Source organism: Clostridium sp. OM02-18AC (genome assembly GCF_003481825.1).
GTDB lineage: Bacteria > Bacillota > Clostridia > Lachnospirales > Lachnospiraceae > Brotaphodocola.
In genome coordinates this window covers 1-17,282 of the sequence record NZ_QULW01000028.1, presented here as the reverse complement: position 1 = coordinate 17,282, position 17,282 = coordinate 1, and the positions used below count along the sequence as shown (strand labels likewise).

The window sequence follows — 17,282 nt, the reverse complement described above, 5'->3', positions numbered from 1 at the left end:
TAAATAAAATTGTTCATTTATAAATAAAAGCTATGATAAATTAAAAATGAGCCCCGGCACATTCTCACGCCGAGCGCCGGCGCTTGCGACAATCTGCATCTTCGTGCAAGTGCACATCAAAATAGGCGGCCTGCTATCGGACCGCCCCGTAAAATTTCATGATTTCTTTTATAAACTGCTGCACTTCTTCCTGCTTCCAGCTGTCTTTTGTCCAGGCAATGCAGATTGGAACAGGCTTATCGCCTTCCAACTGTTTCCCAACGATTCCATCATTCTGACGGATCGCCTCCGCCGGAAAGTATCCTGTCGCCATATTTGCGGCGATCATCTGAAGCGCCGTGCTTTGCTGGTCATATCTCCATGAGACCTGCGGTCCCTCCTCATAACCTGCCTGTAAGAACATCTGCCGTAATGCCTCTGTTTTGTGATGGTCGTGTTTTGTGGATACCATCTTTTCTTTCGCGATCATCGGTACTGTGATCCGCTCTTCATGTGCCAGCGCATGGTTTTTCGAGACACAGTACAGCATTTCTGTAGTCTTAAGTTCCGCCCATTTCAAATCATTTTCCATTGGATTTCCACTGTGATTCAGGACCAGAACGGCATCCAGCTTCTTGTCCCGCAGTTTCTCGATCAGTTCTGATGTAGAATCCACGGTCACCTTTATCTCCACATTCTGATACTTTTCGGCCTCATTTGAAAAATACTCCATGTAGGCGGCAGAACCCGCAGATTTTGTCAGACCGATCCGCAGATTTCTCCTATGTTTTACCATATTACGTACCTGGTCATCGAATTCCTTCGCGTGATCCAGCATCTGGGACGCATATTGGTAAAATCCTTCCCCCGCCTTCGTGAGCCGGATACTTTTCCCTTCCTTATCCACCAGGCGGACCGCATACTCCTTCTCCAGTTCACGGATCGCAGCCGTAACCGCTGGCTGCGTCACAAAAAATTTTTTCGCGGCCTGCGTGATGCTGTGGCATTCGCAGACCATGCAGTAATATTTCAGTTGTTGTAGTGTCATTTTTTCACCATGTATTGATCTATTAGTACTGTAAATGTTTAAAATATATAAGTTAGGCATTGCTAACTGCATATATTATACTACATGGTTTTTGGGGTTGCAAGTCTCTGAACAATTCTCACAGTATATCAGCTCTATTCCGGAATTAATCGAAAAAGTTTCCGCTATTTGCAAGCGCAATCACGTTACCCGCCTGGATCTTTTTGATTCCTTTGCCACCGGAACCGCCACTCCTACCAGCGACATTGACTTTGTTGTTTACGGATGCAAAGATATCCTAAGTCTGGAAAAAGATCTGGAAAGCATCGACACGCTTCGTAAGATCGACATTTTTGATTTCGACAGCATCCACAACGAGTATTTATTGGAGGATATCAGAAAATATGGAAAACAAATCTATTAACCGCTACAACACGTTCTGCAAAAGCTTGAAAAATCTGGAGAAGAATTTGATTGATGATGACACCTGGATGCAGATGCTGAAAACTCGAAATCAGCTTGCACATGACTATGACGGAAGCTTTGCTGCCGAGAAATTCAGAGATATTATCGATATGTACTATCCGCTGTTTTTACGTTTTCAGAAAGTTGCTGAAACCTATTTGCAGGCATCCTAATCAGACAGCACCATCACTGACAATTGCTTTTAGCTATATGTATGATAGAAAAAAGACCTTACACATTCAACTGTGAAAATGTAAGGTCTTTCTTTTTACAATGATTCGAAGTGTATCCTCTCCATCCACTCCCGCAATCCGGCAGCCACCCGCTTCACCAGCCTATGATTCTTTCCGCCCGCATTGATCCCGATCACAACAGGATCTCTACGCGCGATCGCCGGAAACTGGAAATCACACTGACTCTGGTCACCGGCATGATTGACCGGGATGCCACGCTCATGGCAAAGGCGGGCAATTTCATCGTTCACAGCCGGATCATTGGTAGCTGCAAGGACCAGAAATTTCTGATTCAGATCCTGCGCTTCAAAAATGCGGCGCTTCCAGACCAGGGCTCCTTCCTCTGCAAGTGTCGGAACTGAGACGCTTCTGCATTCCCACGGGGATTGCTGATTCTTATTGGATCCATTTGAAAATGCATTAGCTTCCGGCGCCACCACCGTCACATCCGCACCAAATTCCACCAAAACCGTGGCGCGCCGGGCTGCAATCTTCCCGGCTCCCACAATTAATATGTTCTTTCCCTGCAAATCTACAAACAGAGGAAAATATCCTGCCTTGTTTTCCATTATTTGCTCCATTTTAGTGTTTTTGTTTCAACCAGTCTACAGCATTCCCTCCACGTCTGCCTGAATCACTGCAGCGATGCCTTCCGCCGTGTACTCCACCGCATCTGCATATACCAAAAGTCCCAGCTCTTTCATGGTTTTTGTCGTGGATGGACCGATGGAAATGAGCTTTGCAGTCAGTTCTGCTTTTACCTCCGGCTCCAGCATCGCTGCCAGTGCCTGTGCTGCCGAACTGCTCGCTACCGTCACATAATCCACTTCCTGGATCACACGGTTTAATTCTTCTGCACGGCGCAGGTCAGTCCAGGTCTCATAACAGCCGATATCATCATACACAATTCCTGCCTCTGCCAATGCCTGCGGCAGTACCCCGGAACCATGTTCCGCCCGGAATAAGGCAACCTTCTCATCCGGTTTTAACGTTGGGATCCACTCGGAAGCCAGGTCCGCACCAGAAAAAATCTCTGGTACAAAATCACTCTGGAAACCATGACGCAAAAGTGCAGCTGCAGTTTTCCGCCCAATGACTGCAAACTTCACGTTCATAAGGCGGCGCAGATCTACCCCCTGTTTTCTTAACCGTTCAAAGAATATATCCACTCCATTTCCACTGGTGAACACGATCCAATGATATGTGCCAATCTGGCTAAGTGCCAGCTCGATCTGTTCGTTCCACAACGGTCTTGTTTCAATCAGGCTCAAAGCGATCAGTTCTGCACCAAGCGGGCGGATTGCTTCTTCCATTTCCCGGACAAAAGTCCTGGTTCCCGTTGCCAGAATCCGTTTTCCGGACAGTACGCCCCGTCCAAACCAGGACAAGGTATCCTTTAACTCCGCTACGGCACCGATCACAGAAATGGCCGGTGTTTTCAAACCGGCTTCCGCAACCACTTTTGCAATATGTTCCAGATCTGCCTTGACGCTTCTCTGCGCTGCTGTGGTTCCCCGTTCCAGCACTGCCACCGGTGTGTGTGGGTCTTTTCCATTCGCAATCAGATTTGCAGCGATCTGATCCAGATTTTTCAGTCCCATCAAAAACACCAGGGTTCCCTCTTCCTTTGCAAGAGTCCGGTAATCCAGTGAGGACTCTTCTTTGCTGATATCCTCATGTCCGGTGATGACATGAAAAGAGGAAGCCAGACCACGGTGTGTCACCGGAATTCCGGCATAGGCCGGAACACTGTAGGAGGAAGAAACACCCGGCACAATTTCAAACGGAATATCCATTTTGGATAATTCCAGCGCTTCCTCTCCGCCACGCCCGAAAATAAAGGGATCCCCGCCTTTTAACCGGACAACCAACTTCCCTTCCAATGCCTTTTTCACCAGAAGTTTTGAAATTTCTTCCTGTTTCATATGATGACTGCCGGAGCGCTTGCCTGCGTAGATCAACTCTGCATCCAGACGGGCTTCATTTAAGATGGAACCGGAAATCAGGTTGTCGTACACGATCACCTCTGCTTTCCGCACGCAGTCCAGTCCTTTCTCCGTAAAAAGTCCGGCATCTCCCGGACCGGCACCCACCAGATAAACCGGTTTGCAGCGGACCAGAACTGCCAGATCATGTGCCAGTTTTTTCGCGCTTTTCAAAAGATCTTCCTGCACCAGCACCTCACTGCTCCGGTACTCCGGGTGCACACCATCTCTTGCGTACATCACATCCATAGAAAGCTTCTTTGTCTCCTGATCCAGCCGACAATGCGCGCCGCATGGCGCATTGCAGCCGCCGCCAAGAATCGTCAGAAATTCCCGCTCTGCCGTCAGCTCCGCTTCCGTCTCCGCAGAGTGAATGGCCTGCATAATTTCAGACAACTCTCCCTCCCGGATTTCTACCGCCAGGATTCCCTGACCTGCTGCCGGTACGAACTTCTCCCGGTCCAGATACTCGAAATACAGATTGCCAGTAGAGTCCGGCTGTTTTTTATCTTCGCAAAGTTTTTTCCCATCAATTTCCAACCGCCTTAACCCGGCCGCCGCCAGCAAAATCCCGGCATACTGCCCGCCCTTTAACTTTTCCAGCCGGGTCTGGACATTTCCGCGCAGCAGTTTCACCTGCACCTGCGGATTCATCTGCCGGATCTGGATCTGTCTGCGCAGGGAACTGGTTCCGATCACACTGCCAGGCGCCAGTTTGCATGCCGGAGTGCCTGTTGTGGTCACAAGCACATCCGAAGCGTCTTCCCGTGAAAGGACTGCCCCCAGAGCCAGACCTTTCGGGAATTCCATCGGCATATCCTTGGCGCTGTGAACTGCCATGTCAATCGTTCCTTCCAGAAGGGCTTCCTCCAGCTCTTTGGTAAATACTCCTTTTCCTCCAAAACTGGTCAGCGAACGGTCCAGGATCTTATCGCCTTTCGTGCTCATCGGCACGATTTCGATCTCTAAAAATGGAAAATGTGCCAGAATTACTTCCCGCACAATTTCCGTCTGGACCATTGCCAACCGGCTCTTTCTTGTTCCGATCCGCAATGTGTTATTCATTTACAATTCCTCTGATTTTTCCTTCACTTTTTGCATTGCTGTTCGCATGCTGCGCAAACAGTCACGCATTTGATTTCTGCAATAATCCAAGCGTTTCCATCGCATACCAGATGCCGTCCTGCTCGACGGTTTTGGTCAGGAAACTGGCATAGGGTTCCAGCTCCGGGCTGTGTCTGCCCATAAGCACTGCATTCGGCACATGCTCAAACATGGCAATGTCATTGGTGCTGTCGCCGAATACATAAGCATCCTCCAGCGTCAGACCATAAGCCTCCAGGATCACGTCGATGGCAGTGGCTTTGCTGAAGCCTTCCGGAATACACTCATAAAATCCGTCTCCACGGTCAATGACTGCAATATCCAGATCCAGATTCCGGAAAAAACCGGCCCGGTCGCTCTGATCATCCGTCAAAACGCAAAACTTGTTGACTTCTCCGTCCACATCTTCCGGCTCCAGCCATGCTGTGGTTTTTCCGAAATTTTTCCGGAGCTGCTGCCCAAACGGGATGCGCCCGGCAGCGCTGCAATAGTAGCACTGTCCCGGTCCCTCCAGAAAAATATCGGCATCCGCATCTACGGCCAACCGGGTAATCCGCTGGACCTGCCCGGTTGGCATCAACTGGTTTAAGATGACCCTGCCCTCGGACTCCACGTAAGTGCCGCATCCGCAAAGCCAGCCATCCACCTCTGCGATATCGCGGACCTGGTCGATTTCACCGTAAGAGCGCCCGGTATTGATAAACACCAGATGTCCCAGGGAGCGTGCGATGGAAATCGCTTTCTTTGCACTCTCCGGGACCGTTTTCGTTACCTCGCTGAGCAGGGTTCCGTCGATATCGAAAAATAATGCTTTTCTCGTACTCACGCTTCATCTCCGCGGAACACAATGGTTCCAGTTTCCTCATCCATGCTGTCTACGATTGCCAGGGACTCCAGATGGATGCCCTTGGAGCGGATGATATCTCCGCCTACCTGAAAGCCTTTCTCAATGACAATGCCTGCGCCTACCAGTTCTGCACCAGACTCCTCAACCAGGGCAGCAAGACCTTCCAGTGCTTTTCCATTTGCAAGGAAATCATCGATCAGGAGAACCTTATCGCCTTTTCCAAGAAATTCTTTGGAAACAATGATATCGTAAACACGTCCATGGGTATAGGATTCTACCTTGCTGGTGTAAACATCTCCGGCGATATTCTTGGTCTTTGTTTTCTTTGCGAATACCACCGGCACATGAAACTGCTGTGCAACCACGCAGGCGATGCCGATTCCGGATGCCTCGATCGTAAGGATCTTGTTGATCTCACAATCCGCGAATCTACGCTTGAACTCCTTACCGATCTCCACGAAAAGATCGGTGTCCATCTGATGATTCAAAAAACTGTCTACCTTTAATACGTTTCCTGCTTTGATCTTCCCATCCTTGCGAATTCTGTCTTTTAAGAGCTGCATCTGGATATCCCCCTTATATATTCTGGTATTTTTATTTTCTTTATTTTACTACTGCGTTATCAGCAATGAAATCTACAACCTTGTATGTCATGGCAAGTTCATCAACCAGCTCATCCCCGTATGCATTCTTTAATGTTTCTACATCGGTTCCAAACTGTTCTGCCAGATTTTCGCGGTCAGCATCCTCGATCGTGAGGCCCTCTTTTTCTGCAATTGCCTGGATCAGAAGCTGCTGTTTGATGCCGGTCTCTGCTGCTTTTCTTAAGGTTTCCTTGAACTCATCTTCTGTCTGTCCGAGCATTTCTGCATAACTTGCAATGGTCATTCCATAGTTTGCAAAGGAAGTCTCATAGCTGTCGACCTGGCTGTTATACTCCTGCTCAACGGCTGCTTCATTCAGGCTGTACTCCGAATTATCCACAGCTGCCTGGAACGCATCGTTTTTGATCTGCTGCTCTGCATCCTGCTCTTTTTCATCCTGCAGCGTTGCCATGGTGTCTGCACGGAATTCATCTACCGTAGAGAAATCAGAAACACGCTGTACGAATGCATCGTCCAGAATCGCATTTTTCTTCTCTTCGATCTTGTTTACGGTTACATCAAACACAACGGCCTGTCCTGCAAGGTCTGCATTGCCATAATTTTCCGGGAAAGTCAGGTTCAGACTGCGCTCTTCTCCGGTAGATGCGCCGATCAGTCCATCCTCAAATCCAGGGATGAACACACCGGAACCCAGTTCCAGTTCATAGCCTTCTGCGGTTCCTCCGTCAAAAGCCACGCCATCTTTCATGCCAACGTAATCGATATTGACGGTGTCGCCTTCCTGGGCCGGGCGGTCTGTGATCTCCGTTACTTCCGGGTTTGCCTGCAGAATGTTTGCGATCCGCTGGTCAAGTTCTGCATCGCTCACCGTGGTATCTTCTTTGGTTACCTCAACCCCTTTATACTGGCCAAGGTTGGTCACTTCACCCTTATCGGTGATTTCTGCCTGGGTCTCACTTGCAGCAGTGGTTGTCTCGGCAGTATCGGACTTCTTGCCGCATCCTGCTGCCAAAAGTACTGCTGCTGCGCAGCAAAGAGTCAGTCTCACATGTTTTCTCATAATTGTTGTCCTCATTTTGTCTTTCTCAATATTCCATAGCAATTCAGCAAATCGGCGCCAAAAACTGCGCCGATTTTCCGGATTTGCGTATTTCCTACAGTTATAGCATATTGCAGGCGTGAAAAAAAGCATTTCTTCATAATTTCATAATTTTTTCATTTCCTGTCTGCTTATTTATAAAAAGCACAGAATGCTTTGTATGTATTGTATACATCCAGTTTGGAGGAAAGCTCAAACGGTGCATGCATGGAAATGATCGGCACGCCCAGATCCACGGTGTCGATATTTAACTGGGCAACCAGTTTCGCGATGGTTCCGCCGCCGCCCTGGTCTACTGCCCCCAGTTCGCCGTTCTGCCAGTATACGCCGTTTTCTTCCATAATGCCGATGACCTTTGCCATGGTCTCTGCGCTGGCATCATTGGATAAGGATTTTCCGCGGGATCCGGTGTATTTGGTCAGTACGCAGCCCTTGTTGATGTAGCAGGAGTTTCTTGCCTCATACACATCGGCGAACGTCGGGTCAAATGCAGCATTGACATCGGAAGAGAGGCACAGGGAATGTGCATAAACATCCTTCACATCGGTCTTTTGCATCTGTGCCAGACGCTCCAGATACTGCTTTAAAAATTCTGAATTCATGCCGGTATTTCCGACAGAACCGATTTCTTCTTTATCCGTAAATACGGTCACCGTGGTAAACTCTGGATGCTTTGTCTCCATTTCTGCCATCAGGGCGGTGTAGGCGCAGACACGGTCGTCCTGTCCATAAGCACCGATCATGCTGCGGTCCAGTCCGATATCCACTGCTTTGTAAGCCGGTACCATCTCGATCTCGGCACGACAGAAATCTGCTTCCGTGATGCCGTAGCGGTCATGCAGAAGTTTTAATGCCAGCAGTTTCACCGGTTCTTTCACGCTGTCATCCACATATGGGATCGAACCGATGATGACATTAAGCTCCTCGCCTTTTAATCCCTCGCTTAACTTTCTCTCATTCTGTTTTGCTGCCAGATGCGGAAGCAGATCGCTGACGCAGAACTGCGGATCTCCCTCTGCCTCACCGATGGAAATATTTACGATTTCCCCATTTTTCTTCACAACCACACCATGCATGGCAAGCGGCGTGGTACCCCACTGGTATTTGCGGATGCCTCCATAGTAATGGGTCTTGAAATAAGCCATATCATTTTTCTCGTAAACCGGATTCGGTTTTAAATCCAGACGCGGAGAATCGATATGCGCGCCATTGATACGGACGCCTTCCTTCAGCGGCTTTTCTCCAAATGTTGTCATGACGATCGCTTTTTTGCGGTTGATGAAATATACTTTATCGCCCGGCTGGTACTGTTTTGCAAAGTCCATTTCGCTGTAACCAGCTGCTTCTAACCGTTTTACAGCTGCCGCTACGCACTCACGCTCCGTCTTTCCTTCATTTAAGAATGCCTTATATCCTTCACAGAATGCTGCAGCCTCATCGATCTGCTGCGGTGCTTCCTTTCCGATATGCGGGAAAGAAAACGTCAGCTGTTCTTCCAAAAGTTTTCCTTCGGTTTTTTCTTTTTCACTCATCGTATCTTCTCCTCTCTTCGTCCGGCCTCCTGACCGAAACATTTCTCGTTTGCGCAACGCGTAAACCATAAGCTTTTCTCTGCCGTTCCCCTATACAGGACCGGCCAGTATCTTGTAATCCTATTGCTGATTCCTGTCTATGCATGGATGCCCTGCTCGTCAGCATCCAGGACCAGGGTAAATGGTCCGTCATTTAACAGTTCTACTTTCATGTCAGCGCCAAAGCTTCCATGCTCCACTTTTGGAACATACTGCCTGCAGCGCTCCACAAAATATTCGTAAAGCTGGTTGGCTTTATCCGGTGCTCCTGCCTTGATAAAGCTCGGCCGGTTGCCTTTGTGGCAGTCCGCATACAATGTAAACTGGCTGACAACCAAAAGCTCTCCTCCCACATCCGTCAGGGACAGGTTTGTTTTTCCGTTTTCATCGGCAAAGATCCGCAGCTTGCAGATCTTATCTGCCATTTTGTCGGTCACAGTCTCATTGTCCTCATCGGATACGCCAAGAAGGATCAGAAATCCTTTTTTGATCGCGCCAATGACTTCCCCATCTACTTTGACACTGGCCTGTGTCACTCTCTGTAAAACTACACGCATTGTATTTTCTCCTATCGCAATACCAGTCTTAAATATTCAAACAGAGATTCCGTAGTTTCTTCCCGGTAGACGATCTCCCTTGCCAGCACCGGCCGGTCTGTGATAATGCCATCCACCCCGAGAAGGGTCAGCCGCTCCAGTTCACTCTTGGTGTTGACCGTCCATGCATAGACTGCCTTACCTTGTTCATGGGCATTCTGCATCAGGGCAGAGGTCACAAATCCGGAACGAATGCTGATAAAATCAACATCCTCATTGGAATAAAAATTTCCATAAGCTGCAGAAATAATATATCCGGTACGGATTTCCGGCAGCACCTCTTTTACCCGTTTCAGATAAGACAGGTTCGTCGAAGTGATCACGCACTGGTTTTCCATCCCGTATTCTTTGATCAGTTCTGCTGTTTTTTCCGGCAGTTCGCTGTTCTTTCCTACATATTTGATTTCTACATTCAGGTTCAGTTTCTGGTTGCACAACTCCAGGACTTCCCGCAATGCAGGGATCCGGGTGCCCTCATATTCCGGTGAAAACCAGGATCCCACATCCAGTTTTTCCAGATCCGCGAAGGTCATGGACGCAATCGACCGGTTTACCCCTGCCACACGTTTCAGACTGGCATCATGTCCCAACACGATCACTCCGTCCGATGTCATCTGCACATCGATCTCTGCACTGTCTGCCATCTCTTTCATCGCCGCTTCGAGAGCCGGAATCGTATTTTCCGGCGCAGAAACAGAACTTCCGCGATGCGCCGTGATCTCGGTCTCAATCAAAAGTTCTTTGGAAAGTTCCGAGCCATTGCGAACCAGATCGTAAATATAAAACATTCCGACACAGACCGCCGCCGTCAAAACAACAGCCAGGGTTTTGCGGTTTACGCTTCCCTTTGCCGGGTATCCAAAATCCCATCGTTCCGCATGAAATCTGCGGTTTCCATACTGATAATAAACTACGGAAAGTGCCGCATACACTGCCACCGTTGCAAGCATGGATGCCAGATAGGTGATTCCGGTTTCCAGGCGGTCAGCTGCTGAGAGAAGCACTGCCATTGCAAGGCTTTGCCGGAAAAACCGCAGTACACAAACTGCAGCAATACACACAGAAGCCGCATACAGGGCCATGGCAGACACGATCACAGTCAGTTCCCAGAACATAGCCAGAAATGTAATTCTTCCTTTCCGCTTGTGGGTCATCTGCCAGCTTCGTACCACACCGCTGTGAAAGTGTTTCTGCTCAATCATACAGCCATACGCCGTGAGCGACCTCGGAATCAGCGCAAGAATTCCAAAGATCAGCAGGATCAGCAAAAATGCCACTGCGACTGGCTGTTTCCGAAGCTCCTGAAAAATAAAATTTGCCGGTTTATAGCGGACAATCGTCCGTAAAATAAAAGGCAGCTGGATCAGCAGATACTGGGCTGTCAGAAACAGCGGCAGGCGCCAGTTGTGCTTTACGATCTCATCTTTCAGTTTCTGCAGACCGCCCCACAGGATATGCAAAGGGGTCAGCTTCTGATAATAGGCTGACCCCTGAAATGCGGTAATCAGTCCGGCCGTCTCCAGTGACAGGATCAGGATGCCGACAAGCGCTACGGCAGCAAATATCAGCAATGTCACCGGCCGGATCAGAAAGTTTCCGATATTCGCCGGTGTCAGATAGCTGTAGCCTGCCGCTTTCAGCGCCAGCCGGATTCCGCGGCTGACAAGCCGCATATAGACCGGTGTCGTGATTCCACAGTATAAAAGTTCGAACAAAAAAATATGTTTCCAGTTCTGCCGTATGATCTGCCAGGTATCTTTTGTTAAGCTCTTCATAAATTACTCTTTCGGCTCCGGTTCGTCCTCCTGGGCCTTTCTGGTTTCCAGGATCGACTGATTCAAAGAAAACATCTTTGCATCCAGCATATCGACCATGTCGGCACATGCCTTCAGCTCAGCCTGCAGCGAATCCGGACCGCTTCCTTCAAACTTATAATAGATCTTATGTTCCAGGCTGGCCCAGAAATCCTGCGCGATCGTGCGGATCTGGATTTCCACCTTGGTTTCCACCGGACCTTCCGTGAGATAAATGGGGATCGTCACCACCATGTGATAACTTTTGTAGCCGTTTGGCTTGGGTTTGCGGATGTAATCCTTCACATAAAGAACCGTAACGTCTTTTTGTCTGGCGATCATGTCCGCGATCTGGTAAATATCCTGGTTAAAAGAACAGATGATGCGGATTCCCGCAATGTCACTGAGTTTCTCTACCATGTTTTCAATGGTGACCTCATAGCCATTGCGCTTCATTTTCTTGACGATGCTGTCCGGAGTCTTGACCCTGGATTTGATGTGTTCGATGGGCGTATGCCCATACATATGGATGAACTCTTCGTTTAAGATCTCAATTTTGGTGTTGATTGCCTTCAGTGCCGATTCGTACAGAAACATGACAGAATTCCATTGATCCAGCTGACTGTAGGCATTTGGGATATATACCAACCCTATCCCTCCTTTGATTGATGCGCTGCAGCCGGAAAAAATCTTAGAACTTCAGACCCTGCAGCAATGCGCCTAAACCAGTCGTTGCCTCGCCGGTCTCTTTGTAGTCGAATTTTTCTACCGGCTCTTCCGGCTCGCCGTCTGCAGTCAGAGCTTTCATGCTGAGGCTGATCTTGCCGTCTTTTACTCCGGTAACCTTTACGGTCACGTTCTGACCCTCTTTTAATACTACGCCCGGATGTTTGATGCGCTGGTTGCTGATCTGGGAAACGTGTAAGAGTCCGCTTAAACCATTCTCCAGATTGATGAATGCGCCGTAGTCCTTTAAGCTGTCTACGGTACCATTCACAACAGAACCAACTTCAACAGCAGCAAGTTTCTCTGCACGCTCTGCTGCCTTTTTCTCCTCCAGGACTGCTCTTGCGGAAAGAACCAGTCTCTTTTTCTCCATATCTACCGTGATCGGAACCACCTCGAGGTGCTGACCTACCAGATCTTCCAGCTTCTCAACATAGTGATCTGCTGCCTGGGATGCCGGGATAAAGCCCTGAATATCGTCGACAAATGCAACCAAACCGCCTTTGACAGCCTCTTTTACTTTTACCTTTAATACGGTTTTATCCTGCATCTGCTGTGCAAGCTCTGCCCACTTCTCTGCGTCCGGACCTTCCTGATCCTGATATGCATTACTGCGGCGTGCGTCATATTCCTTATAAGATGCCTCCAGCTCGCTGGCAAAATCTTCCATTGTTTCTTTTACTTCGCTCATGATGTTTACTCCTTTTCCCGTTCCCTCTGGGAACGTCTCAATACTACTACCCACTTTACCATATTTCCTGTCAATTTGCTATAGTTTTCTGGTTTTCTCCCGAAAAGCGTGTTATAATTTTCATGTTGGAACCGGACCGTCCTGCCCGGATCCGGCAGGCTTATTTTAATTACATCCATGTCATATTTTATCAGGAGAACTTACACTATGATCCACGATATTTTAGATCTTCATACCCATACGATCATGAGCGGACACGCCTACAATACCATGCAGGAAATGCTCCGCTCTGCATCCGAAAAAGGAGTGAAACTTCTTGGCATCACCGAACATGCCCCGCGCATCCCGGGTGCCTGCCACCCCTTTTATTTTATTAACTTCAAGGTCGTCCCAAGGCAGCAGTTCGGCGTTAAGCTGATGCTGGGCTGTGAGCTGAACATCATCGACTATGAGGGGAACATGGACTTAGAACCCCGCTATGTGAACGGGCTGGACTTTGCCATTGCCAGCATCCACGATCCCTGCTATACCAGCGGCACCGTTGCCCAGAACACGGCTGCCTACCTGGGCGCCATGAAAAATCCGGCTGTTCAGATCATCGGCCACCCGGATGACGGACGTTTCCCGGTCGATTACGAGACCCTGGTCTGCGCCGCAAAGGAGAACCATGTACTTCTCGAAGTCAATTCCAGTTCCCTGCATCCGCAGTGCCACCGCCTGAACGCAAAGGAAAACTATATCACCATGCTGGAACTGTGCCGCCGCCACAGGGTATCCGTCATTCTCGACAGCGATGCACACAGTGATGCCGACGTCGGCAACCACATCCGTGCCTGGGAACTGCTTCACGAGATCGATTTTCCAGAGGAGTTCGTTGTCAATTCTTCGATAGAAAAGGCGGCGCAGTATATTCCTTATCTGAACCAGCCACTCTATCTTGGAGGTAACGTCCATGATTAACTTTTTAAACCTGGAATACTTTCTGGTGGCCGCCGAGGAACTAAACTTTACCAAAGCAGCCAAAAAGCTTTTCATCTCCCAGCAGTCCTTAAGCAACCATATTTCCAATATGGAAAAAGAGTTCGATGTCATCCTCTTCAACCGCACCACACCCCTGACCCTGACCTACGCAGGTCAGGCTTTAAAGGAAAAGGCAAAACAGATGCTGGAACTGCGCGACGAGACCTACCGGCAGCTTGCCGATATCAAAGACTTCTCGGTCGGTCAGCTGACACTTGGACTTTCCCATACCCGCGGCCGTGTCATCCTGCCGGAAATCCTGCCGGTATTTAAGGACCGTTTTCCGAACATTGACTTAAAGCTGGTCGAGGGCAATTCCTCCGAACTGGCAGACGACCTTCTGCACGGCAACATCGATCTGATCATCGACATGCTTCCATTTAAAGTAGAAAATGTCGAAACCGTACCGATCTGCGAAGAGGAGATCCTGCTCGCCGTCCCGGACAGCGTTCTGGAACATGCATTTCCGGGGCGCTTAAAAGAGATCAAAGCCCAGCTTTCCGAACATACCGACTTAAAGCTTCTGGCAAACTGCCCGTTTCTTCTGATCAACAAAGGAAACCGTGTCCGAACCATTGCGGACGAGATGTTTGAGGAAGCCCAGATCACACCGGATATCGTGCTGGAAACCGAAAATATCCAGACCGTCCTTGCCCTGGCTGAAAAAGGCATGGGAATCACCTTTTATCCGCGTATGTTCATCTCCGGCCGGGAGGAAGCGCAGGAAAAAGCCAGGGGACAGTCCGTTTTAAACTTCTACTCCCTGGACTATCCAAAAGCCCACGGAATTTTAGCCATCGGTTACCACAAAGGTCATTATATGTCGCAGGCAACCAAAGAATTCATACAAACTGCAAAAGAAATGATTTAAGGGAAAAAAGACTTGACAGTCTGCTTTTCATTTGCTATAATCCAATCATAGTAATCATTACTATTATTTATTGATGAAAGGAGCCGCGATGAAAACATTAAAATACAGCCGTCAGAGGGAATCCATCAAAGCTAGTCTCATGAACCGCAAGGACCATCCGACTGCAGACGCCGTATACGCAAGTATTCGCGAGGAATTCCCGAACATCAGCCTTGGCACGGTCTACCGAAACCTAAACCTCCTTGTGGAGTTAGGGGAAGTCCAGAAGCTCACCTTTGGTGACGGCAAGGACCACTTCGACGCAGACACCAGCCTGCATTATCACTTTGTATGCAAAAGCTGCGGTGCTGTCATCGATCTTCCCATGGAGCCGCTTTCCGATATCGATGAGAAAGCGCAGGCCTGCACCGCAGGAGAAGTGGACGCGCACACCGTATTCTTTTTTGGACGCTGCGCAGAGTGCCTGAAACAAGCGCTTCACTGACAGATTCCGGCAGGTCAGTGCCGATATCTGTCAACACAATATAAACATTCAGCAACACAAAAGCTGCTGGAAATTACAAAATTCACATGTAAAGGAGAACTGAGTTATGAAGAAATGGGTTTGTACTGTATGTGGTTACGTTTATGAGGGAGATGCTGCACCGGAGTTCTGCCCGGTATGTAAGGCACCGGCTTCCAAATTTAAAGAGCAGGCTGGCGAGATGACCTGGGCTGCTGAGCATGTAGTAGGCGTTGCACAGGGTGTCAGCGAAGATATCTTAGCAGACCTGCGTGCAAACTTCGAGGGTGAGTGCTCTGAGGTTGGTATGTACCTGGCTATGGCAAGAGTTGCACACAGAGAAGGCTACCCGGAGATCGGCCTTTACTGGGAGAAGGCAGCTTACGAGGAAGCTGAGCATGCTGCAAAATTCGCAGAGCTGTTAGGCGAAGTAGTAACCGACTCCACCAAGAAGAACCTGGAGATGAGAGTTGCTGCTGAGCACGGCGCAACCGAGGGCAAGTTTGACCTGGCTAAGAGAGCAAAAGCTGCAAACCTCGATGCAATCCATGACACCGTTCATGAGATGGCAAGAGACGAAGCAAGACACGGGAAGGCATTTGAGGGTCTGTTAAAGAGATACTTTGGTTAATCGATAAAGCATCCGCATATATGGGCTGCAAAATAAGTCACTGATCAAAAAACGCCAGAATCGGGCATACCGGTTCTGGCGTTCTTCTTTCTCTGGTTCAGACCGTTACAGGGCAGATAAAAATGTGCAATAAAAAACGAAGACCGTCTGATTCTATGACAGTCTTCGCTGCTTTCATCATTTATCAAATTGTCTAATATGTATCATGGATTTTCTATTTTGCAAGCGGGATTTCGGAAGCCGTTTCAAACCTGCAGTGCTAAGATCAGGCCTTGATATATCGCGATGCTTTGCCTGAACCAATCCGCTTCACGCTGCCACTCCGAACCATGGCTCCCAAAACCGCTTCCACTGTTGTAGGGCTTACGTCTGGCAGAATTTTACAGATTTCTGCTTTTGACATTGGCGTCAGGCTGTTCAAAACGGTCGCCTCTACACGTGCTTTCTTCGTAATCTTTTTCCCATTTACTACCGCAAAACGCTTATCTAATTCTTTATAGCACAGGTACAACGTGGAAAGAAAATTTTCAATAAATGGAAAATACGTATTTTCATTCGTATCCCAGCCATCTGATGATTGCTTTAAGGCATTATAGTAATACGCCTTATAAAGGTTGATTTGTTCTTCGAAAGAAACATATTTTCCTGCATCAAAACCATTTTTGTAGAGCAAAAGAATCGACAGCAGACGCGACATCCTGCCATTGCCATCACGAAATGGATGAATGCAAAGGAAATCCAGGATTACACACGGAATTAATAAAAGCTGATTGATGTTAGCATCATCCCGGGCATCCAGATAGGCAAGAACCATCTGTTCCATTGCATCCGGTGTCTCTTTCGCCGATATTGGGCGAAACCGGACCTTACGCCTCCCATCCGCGTCAATTTCTAAAATCACATTATCGTCTGTCTTATATTGCCCACCAAATCCATTTCCCGTAAAACTCATCAAAATTTCATGCAGATGCAAAATATCTCTTTCACAAAAATCCATATATTCATGTCCCAGATGGATTTCACTTAAGGCATCGCGGTATCCGGCAATCTCCGCTTCGTTGTGATTTAAAGGGGCACTGTTCTGATTCACAATTTCTGCAATACGTTCATCGCTGGTAACAATCCCTTCTATCTCATTGGAACTTTTAATTGACTGTACCTTTGCCACTGCCTCTAATTCTGTAAATATCTGTGCATACTCTGCCTTGCGTATACCTGCCATCGTTTTTAGTTCTGCAATATTCATGGTCAGGTTCAGTAAATTTGATGGCAATAAACCATTATTCAAAAACGAATAATCAAATATTCTCATATTCCACCTCTTTCTGCATATGATTATATCATTTTATATGCAGAAAAGCAGCCATTATCTGCATATATTTTATCCTTTTATATGCAGAAAAACAGCTATTATCTGCATATATTTTATCTTTTTATATGCAGATAATGACCGTCTATATGCACATTACATTTTGCCGGTGAACTACATCGGCAATTGAATTACCGAGCATCTGATTACGAAGCATAGCTCCGTAGT

The 17,282-nt window shown here is 48.1% G+C and carries 18 protein-coding genes; 6 read left to right on the top strand and 12 right to left on the bottom strand.

Annotation, left to right across the window (positions count from 1 at the left end; translation table 11 throughout):
- Positions 1-133 precede the first annotated feature (133 nt).
- Positions 134-1,027: a LysR family transcriptional regulator gene (locus tag DXB18_RS15465; RefSeq protein ID WP_118708800.1), complete on the bottom strand. Its 894-nt coding sequence runs from the start codon at positions 1,025-1,027 to the stop codon at positions 134-136.
- 91 nt (positions 1,028-1,118) lie between these two features.
- On the opposite strand from DXB18_RS15465, the gene DXB18_RS15460 reads away from it, so the two are divergent.
- Together DXB18_RS15460 and DXB18_RS15455 are read left to right on the top strand one after the other, a co-directional pair.
- Positions 1,119-1,430, top strand: a complete 312-nt coding sequence (locus tag DXB18_RS15460) for a nucleotidyltransferase domain-containing protein (protein ID WP_243103559.1) — start codon at positions 1,119-1,121, stop codon at positions 1,428-1,430.
- Positions 1,411-1,644 carry a nucleotidyltransferase substrate binding protein gene (locus tag DXB18_RS15455; protein ID WP_118708796.1) on the top strand — a complete coding sequence of 78 codons (234 nt, stop codon included), beginning with the start codon at positions 1,411-1,413 and terminating at the stop codon, positions 1,642-1,644. The genes DXB18_RS15460 and DXB18_RS15455 overlap by 20 nt, the downstream gene beginning before the upstream one ends.
- Before the next feature lie 95 nt (positions 1,645-1,739).
- Here DXB18_RS15455 and DXB18_RS15450 read toward each other — a convergent pair whose 3' ends face one another.
- The 10 genes from DXB18_RS15450 to DXB18_RS15405 form a co-directional block, all read right to left on the bottom strand.
- Entirely contained in the window at positions 1,740-2,273 is a 534-nt protein-coding gene (locus DXB18_RS15450; RefSeq protein ID WP_182430608.1) for a bifunctional precorrin-2 dehydrogenase/sirohydrochlorin ferrochelatase, read from the bottom strand.
- A 36-nt stretch (positions 2,274-2,309) separates the two neighbouring features.
- Positions 2,310-4,754, bottom strand: a complete 2,445-nt coding sequence (gene cobA, locus DXB18_RS15445; protein WP_118708792.1) for a uroporphyrinogen-III C-methyltransferase — start codon at positions 4,752-4,754, stop codon at positions 2,310-2,312.
- Between the two features lie 61 nt (positions 4,755-4,815).
- Positions 4,816-5,619 carry an HAD hydrolase family protein gene (locus DXB18_RS15440; RefSeq protein WP_118708791.1) on the bottom strand — a complete coding sequence of 268 codons (804 nt, stop codon included), beginning with the start codon at positions 5,617-5,619 and terminating at the stop codon, positions 4,816-4,818.
- Positions 5,616-6,203 (bottom strand): xanthine phosphoribosyltransferase, encoded by a 588-nt coding sequence (locus DXB18_RS15435; RefSeq protein WP_118708789.1) that lies wholly within the window; start codon positions 6,201-6,203, stop codon positions 5,616-5,618. The genes DXB18_RS15440 and DXB18_RS15435 overlap by 4 nt, the downstream gene beginning before the upstream one ends.
- Positions 6,204-6,243: 40 nt before the next feature.
- Entirely contained in the window at positions 6,244-7,305 is a 1,062-nt protein-coding gene (tig, locus tag DXB18_RS15430; protein WP_182430607.1) for a trigger factor, read from the bottom strand.
- A 170-nt stretch (positions 7,306-7,475) separates the two neighbouring features.
- Entirely contained in the window at positions 7,476-8,876 is a 1,401-nt protein-coding gene (locus DXB18_RS15425; protein WP_118708787.1) for an aminopeptidase, read from the bottom strand.
- A 137-nt stretch (positions 8,877-9,013) separates the two neighbouring features.
- Positions 9,014-9,472 carry a D-aminoacyl-tRNA deacylase gene (gene dtd / locus DXB18_RS15420; RefSeq protein WP_118708785.1) on the bottom strand — a complete coding sequence of 153 codons (459 nt, stop codon included), beginning with the start codon at positions 9,470-9,472 and terminating at the stop codon, positions 9,014-9,016.
- 11 nt (positions 9,473-9,483) lie between these two features.
- Positions 9,484-11,286, bottom strand: coding sequence for a glycerophosphodiester phosphodiesterase (locus DXB18_RS15415; protein ID WP_118708783.1), 1,803 nt, complete (start codon positions 11,284-11,286; stop codon positions 9,484-9,486).
- A gap of 3 nt (positions 11,287-11,289) precedes the next feature.
- Positions 11,290-11,952, bottom strand: coding sequence for a GTP pyrophosphokinase family protein (locus DXB18_RS15410; RefSeq protein WP_118541321.1), 663 nt, complete (start codon positions 11,950-11,952; stop codon positions 11,290-11,292).
- A 43-nt stretch (positions 11,953-11,995) separates the two neighbouring features.
- Positions 11,996-12,721 carry a S1 RNA-binding domain-containing protein gene (locus tag DXB18_RS15405; RefSeq protein WP_118541319.1) on the bottom strand — a complete coding sequence of 242 codons (726 nt, stop codon included), beginning with the start codon at positions 12,719-12,721 and terminating at the stop codon, positions 11,996-11,998.
- 207 nt (positions 12,722-12,928) lie between these two features.
- On the opposite strand from DXB18_RS15405, the gene DXB18_RS15400 reads away from it, so the two are divergent.
- The 4 genes from DXB18_RS15400 to DXB18_RS15385 all read left to right on the top strand — a co-directional run bounded on the left by DXB18_RS15400 (position 12,929) and on the right by DXB18_RS15385 (position 15,745).
- The gene (locus DXB18_RS15400; protein ID WP_347560907.1) at positions 12,929-13,681 is read left to right on the top strand and encodes a phosphatase; all 753 of its coding nucleotides are present in this window, start codon (positions 12,929-12,931) and stop codon (positions 13,679-13,681) included.
- Positions 13,674-14,612, top strand: coding sequence for a LysR family transcriptional regulator (locus DXB18_RS15395; protein ID WP_118708781.1), 939 nt, complete (start codon positions 13,674-13,676; stop codon positions 14,610-14,612). The genes DXB18_RS15400 and DXB18_RS15395 overlap by 8 nt, the downstream gene beginning before the upstream one ends.
- An 88-nt stretch (positions 14,613-14,700) precedes the next feature.
- On the top strand, positions 14,701-15,096 hold the full coding sequence (locus tag DXB18_RS15390; RefSeq protein WP_118708779.1) for a transcriptional repressor: 396 nt from the start codon (positions 14,701-14,703) through the stop codon (positions 15,094-15,096).
- A 106-nt stretch (positions 15,097-15,202) separates the two neighbouring features.
- Positions 15,203-15,745 carry an NADH peroxidase gene (locus tag DXB18_RS15385; protein WP_118531709.1) on the top strand — a complete coding sequence of 181 codons (543 nt, stop codon included), beginning with the start codon at positions 15,203-15,205 and terminating at the stop codon, positions 15,743-15,745.
- Positions 15,746-16,010: 265 nt separating this feature from the next.
- Here DXB18_RS15385 and DXB18_RS15380 read toward each other — a convergent pair whose 3' ends face one another.
- Positions 16,011-17,057: a Fic family protein gene (locus tag DXB18_RS15380; protein WP_118708777.1), complete on the bottom strand. Its 1,047-nt coding sequence runs from the start codon at positions 17,055-17,057 to the stop codon at positions 16,011-16,013.
- Between the last annotated feature and the right edge of the window lie 225 nt (positions 17,058-17,282).

Bases quoted from the DNA above. Each gene is read 5' to 3' on its own strand.
- DXB18_RS15395 (WP_118708781.1), top strand. From the start codon at position 13,674: ATGATTAACTTTTTAAACCTGGAATACTTTCTGGTGGCCGCCGAGGAA.
- DXB18_RS15415 (WP_118708783.1), bottom strand. From the start codon at position 11,286: ATGAAGAGCTTAACAAAAGATACCTGGCAGATCATACGGCAGAACTGG.
- dtd (WP_118708785.1), bottom strand. From the start codon at position 9,472: ATGCGTGTAGTTTTACAGAGAGTGACACAGGCCAGTGTCAAAGTAGAT.
- DXB18_RS15450 (WP_182430608.1), bottom strand. From the start codon at position 2,273: ATGGAAAACAAGGCAGGATATTTTCCTCTGTTTGTAGATTTGCAGGGA.
- DXB18_RS15380 (WP_118708777.1), bottom strand. From the start codon at position 17,057: ATGAGAATATTTGATTATTCGTTTTTGAATAATGGTTTATTGCCATCA.
- DXB18_RS15435 (WP_118708789.1), bottom strand. From the start codon at position 6,203: ATGCAGCTCTTAAAAGACAGAATTCGCAAGGATGGGAAGATCAAAGCA.
- DXB18_RS15405 (WP_118541319.1), bottom strand. From the start codon at position 12,721: ATGAGCGAAGTAAAAGAAACAATGGAAGATTTTGCCAGCGAGCTGGAG.
- DXB18_RS15390 (WP_118708779.1), top strand. From the start codon at position 14,701: ATGAAAACATTAAAATACAGCCGTCAGAGGGAATCCATCAAAGCTAGT.
- DXB18_RS15385 (WP_118531709.1), top strand. From the start codon at position 15,203: ATGAAGAAATGGGTTTGTACTGTATGTGGTTACGTTTATGAGGGAGAT.
- DXB18_RS15465 (WP_118708800.1), bottom strand. From the start codon at position 1,027: ATGACACTACAACAACTGAAATATTACTGCATGGTCTGCGAATGCCAC.
- DXB18_RS15455 (WP_118708796.1), top strand. From the start codon at position 1,411: ATGGAAAACAAATCTATTAACCGCTACAACACGTTCTGCAAAAGCTTG.
- tig (WP_182430607.1), bottom strand. From the start codon at position 7,305: ATGAGAAAACATGTGAGACTGACTCTTTGCTGCGCAGCAGCAGTACTT.
- cobA (WP_118708792.1), bottom strand. From the start codon at position 4,754: ATGAATAACACATTGCGGATCGGAACAAGAAAGAGCCGGTTGGCAATG.
- DXB18_RS15425 (WP_118708787.1), bottom strand. From the start codon at position 8,876: ATGAGTGAAAAAGAAAAAACCGAAGGAAAACTTTTGGAAGAACAGCTG.
- DXB18_RS15400 (WP_347560907.1), top strand. From the start codon at position 12,929: ATGATCCACGATATTTTAGATCTTCATACCCATACGATCATGAGCGGA.